Raw genomic sequence first — 4,140 nt, forward strand, 5'->3', positions numbered from 1 at the left:
CCCCATGAACCGAGTTTCGACTCCGCTCAACTCTCGATACTGGTAGGTTGAGCGAAGTCGAAACCGGATTGAACGGGGACTTCATTTAGTTGCAGATCCCTTAGGCATGAAAATTGAGTCAGTTGGAATCGCCGTCTCGGCGATCCCAAGGCAAGCAAGATACCTGCTCCAACAATTTGGATGTGATTTGACTGCATGCCTGTGCAGCAGGCCGCACCTGACGAGGCTAAAGGGTCAGCCTGGCCGACTCGCCCCCTTTAACAGCAGCGTTCACTGACTGGCTTGGCGGCGTTGCGCCGTATCCTGGAGGATGGGCTGCAGCGGAATTTGGACGGCAAAGGTACTGCCCTGCCCGACTTCTGACGCTAGGGTGAGGGTGCCCCCATGGGCCGCGATAATGCGTTGCGATAAATGCAGTCCCAGGCCACTGCCCGATCGCCGATGCTTGCCGGGGCGAAACCACGCGAAAATTTCCGCCTGATCAGCCGTTGGAATCCCCGGGCCAGTGTCCTTGACCCGAATGCTCCAGTGAGTGGGCGCGTCGGTCGGTACAGTCTCAAACCGGACATGAACTGAGCCCGCGTCGGTAAACTTCAGCGCATTGTCAATCAAGTTGAGGATGACCCGACGCAGTTCCAGGCGATCGCCAAACAGGGTATAGCAGCGCTCATCCCCCTGATAATCCACCCCATCATCCAGCTTCAAAGCCAAATGTTTTTCTTGCGCCAGGGGCTGTAGTTGCCCCACCACTTCTTCCAACAGGCGCTTGAGATTAAAGGGTGCGATCGCCGTTTCCTTACGCCCGGCCTCGTAGCGATAGACCTCCAGCAAGGTATTCACCATCGTCAGCAAATGATCGTTGTTGCGAATGGTTTGAACCACAGCCCCCTTCGCCTCAGAAGGAACGTCGCCAAACGCATCCTCAGTGACCAGCGTCAGCATCCGATTCGCCGCGACCAAAGGCGTGCGTAAATCATGGGTCAGCCGCGAGACAAAATCATCCCGCTGTTGCGTAATCACCCGCTCGGCATCAACGCTATGCTTCAGGCGCAACAGGGCGCGCACCCGAGCCATCAATTCATCGGCATCAAACGGTTTGCGAATAAAATCATCAGCCCCAATATCCAACCCTTCCACCACATTGGAGCGCTCATGGGCGGTCACCAGCAAAATTGGGATAAACGGTAAATCAGCCCGGGCGCGAATTTGTTGAGTAGCTTCATAACCGCTCATTTCTGGCATCATGACATCGAGCAAAATCAGATCGGGGCGCTGTTCGCCAATGACCTCCAGTAGCTCAATGCCGCTAGAGAGCGTCGTGACCTGATAGTTTTCATCCTCTAACAACGCCTGCAGTAAAAAGCAGTTATCAGCGGAATCGTCTACCACAAACACGTGATCGGATTTAGCTGCCATGATGCGCCAGTAATACTTTCATCGTTTCAACATAGGCGGTCACAGCCCCCAGACAGCCACTATCAATAGATAGATCTTGTGATAGATCGATCTTGGCTGGTGGCGTAACGGTGCCGCCACAGAATGGAAAACCAAACGACCAGTTCTTCCCCAGCCATGCTACAACCCTGGCGATGCGGTCAACTATTGCGGAACTTTGCAGTGTGTGAATGCCGCAGTAACAGTCATTGTTTACGGGCGATCGCTGACTATAGTGAAGCTACTGAGTACATGCACCGCAAGGATTAAAATCATCATCTCAATAACTGAACAGTGAATCTTGCGTCGATGGGTAGCGAGGGTTTTCGGCAAAAACCTCAAACACGATCTTAAATCTCACGACAGGAGACTCACTCTATGAAACTGGCCTACTGGATGTATGCGGGTCCGGCTCACATTGGCACCCTCCGGATTGCCAGCTCGTTCAAAAACGTCCATGCCATTATGCATGCGCCGTTGGGCGACGATTATTTCAACGTGATGCGCTCAATGCTAGAGCGGGAGCGGGACTTTACCCCCGTCACTACCAGCATTGTCGATCGCCATGTGCTGGCCCAAGGCTCACAAGAAAAAGTGGTCGATAATATCGTCCGCAAAGATCACGAAGAAACCCCTGATCTGATTGTGCTGACGCCCACTTGCACCTCCAGCATCTTGCAAGAAGACTTGCAGAACTTTGTGGAGCGCGCCAGCTTAGAGGCGCAGTGTGATGTGTTGCTGGCCGATGTCAACCATTACCGCGTCAATGAATTGCAGGCGGCCGATCGCACCTTGCAGCAAGTGGTGCAGTTCTATATCGAAAAAGCCCGTAAAAAAGGCGAGCTGCCCAGCGATCGTACCGAAAAACCATCGGTCAACATCATCGGCATGACGACCCTGGGTTTCCACAACAACCACGATCGCACCGAGCTGGTAAAGCTGATGGGCGATTTAGGGATCGAAGTCAATTTGGTGCTGCCCGATAAAGCCTCCGTCAAGCAGATCAAACAGCTGCCCCGCGCTTGGTTCAACCTGGTGCCCTATCGCGAAGTGGGACCAGCCACCGCCACCTATTTGCAAGAACAGTTTGATCAGCCGACGGTCGACATCACCCCCATGGGCATTGTCGAAACGGCCCGCTGCATTCGCACCATTCAAAAAGTGTTGAATGAACAAGGCGCGGCGGTGGATTATGAAGCCTTCATCGACGAGCAAACCCGGTTTGTTTCCAATGCAGCGTGGTTTTCGCGCTCAATTGACTGTCAAAATCTGACGGGCAAAAAAGCAGTGGTCTTTGGCGACAGCACCCACGCCGCCGCGATGACCAAAATTTTGACGCGGGAGATGGGCATTCATGTGGTGCTGGCTGGGACTTATTGCCAATACGATGAAGCCTGGTTCCGGCAGCAGGTCAGCGAGTATTGTGACGAGGTGCTGATTAGCGAAGACCACGGGGCGATCGCGGACAAAATTGCCACCATTGAACCGGCGGCGATCTTTGGCACCCAAATGGAACGCCATGTGGGCAAGCGCTTGGATATTCCCTGTGGTGTCATCGCGGCCCCCATCCACATTCAAAACTTCCCCGTTGGGTATCGTCCCTTCCTGGGCTACGAAGGCTCCAACCAGTTGGTTGACCTGATCTACAACTCCTTTACCCTGGGGATGGAAGATCACCTGCTGGAAATCTTTGGCGGTCACGACACCAAGGAAGTGATTACCAAAACCGTCTCGGCAGATGGCGACCTGAATTGGACGGCGGATGCCATGACCGAACTCAATCGGGTACCCGGTTTTGTGCGGGGCAAGGTGAAGCGCAATACTGAAAAATTTGCCCGCAACCACGGGCACGCCAGCATTGACGTGGAAGTCATGTACGCGGCCAAGGAATCGGTCGGGGCTTAGGTCGCGCCGCCCGCGCTGATTTCAACTCACTGACCAGACGATCGCAATTCCTCCGTCTCAATGATGATGGGGGAATTTGCGATCGCGCCATCCTGTCCCTCGCTCCCCTATGACGACATCCACTTGGCCGGAAGCGCAGGCCCTGTTGATCTTTTGGTTCGACGATCCCGCTGTGCCCAATAGCGAATACGGGCAACAGCGCAAAATCTGGTTTCGCAAAGATCCCAGCTTTGATCAACAAGTGCGCGATCGCTTCTTAGCCGTTTACGAGCGGGCGAGTCAGGGCGAGTGCGATCGCTGGCTAGAGCAACCGGACTCCGCCCTCGCCCTCACAATTTTGCTCGATCAGTTTCCCCGCAATATGTTTCGCGGCACGGCCCGCTGCTTTGAAGCCGATGCGCCAGCCCTGGCTACGGCCAAAACTGCGATCGCCCGCGATTATGACCAATCTCGGCTCCCGATCGAACGCATGTTCTTTTACCTGCCGTTTGAACACAGCGAAAATATCGAGCATCAGCATCAGGCCGTCAGTCTTTTCGAGACGCTGGTACAAGACGCACCAGCGTTGCAGACCCCCCTCGACTATGCCTACCGTCATCGCGACGTGATTGCTCAATTTGGCCGCTTTCCCCATCGTAACGAGATCCTGGGTCGCCCCAGTACACCCGCAGAGTGCCAGTTTCTTCAACAACCTGGCGCACGATTTTAGCTGTGTAAGTAGGTAGACACAATTATTTCGCAGACGGGTTTCGACTCCGCTCAACCCTCAACCTCTGACCTGGACAGTAATATCGCTGATTG

3 protein-coding genes are annotated in these 4,140 nt (G+C 54.4%); 2 read left to right on the forward strand and 1 reads right to left on the reverse strand.

Annotated elements, in window-relative coordinates; genetic code table 11:
- Window positions 1–270 precede the first annotated feature (270 nt).
- Window positions 271–1,416 carry a HAMP domain-containing sensor histidine kinase gene (locus JUK32_RS12515; RefSeq protein WP_204139192.1) on the reverse strand — a complete coding sequence of 382 codons (1,146 nt, stop codon included), beginning with the start codon at window positions 1,414–1,416 and terminating at the stop codon, window positions 271–273.
- A 396-nt stretch (window positions 1,417–1,812) separates the two neighbouring features.
- Here JUK32_RS12515 and bchB point away from each other — a divergent pair, with 396 nt between their 5' ends.
- Window positions 1,813–3,339 (forward strand): ferredoxin:protochlorophyllide reductase (ATP-dependent) subunit B, encoded by a 1,527-nt coding sequence (gene bchB, locus JUK32_RS12520; protein ID WP_204139193.1) that lies wholly within the window; start codon window positions 1,813–1,815, stop codon window positions 3,337–3,339.
- Between the two features lie 109 nt (window positions 3,340–3,448).
- Window positions 3,449–4,048: a DUF924 family protein gene (locus JUK32_RS12525; protein ID WP_204139194.1), complete on the forward strand. Its 600-nt coding sequence runs from the start codon at window positions 3,449–3,451 to the stop codon at window positions 4,046–4,048.
- The last annotated feature ends 92 nt before the right edge of the window (window positions 4,049–4,140 follow it).

This window comes from Halomicronema sp. CCY15110, from assembly GCF_016888165.1.
GTDB lineage: Bacteria > Cyanobacteriota > Cyanobacteriia > Phormidesmidales > Phormidesmidaceae > Halomicronema.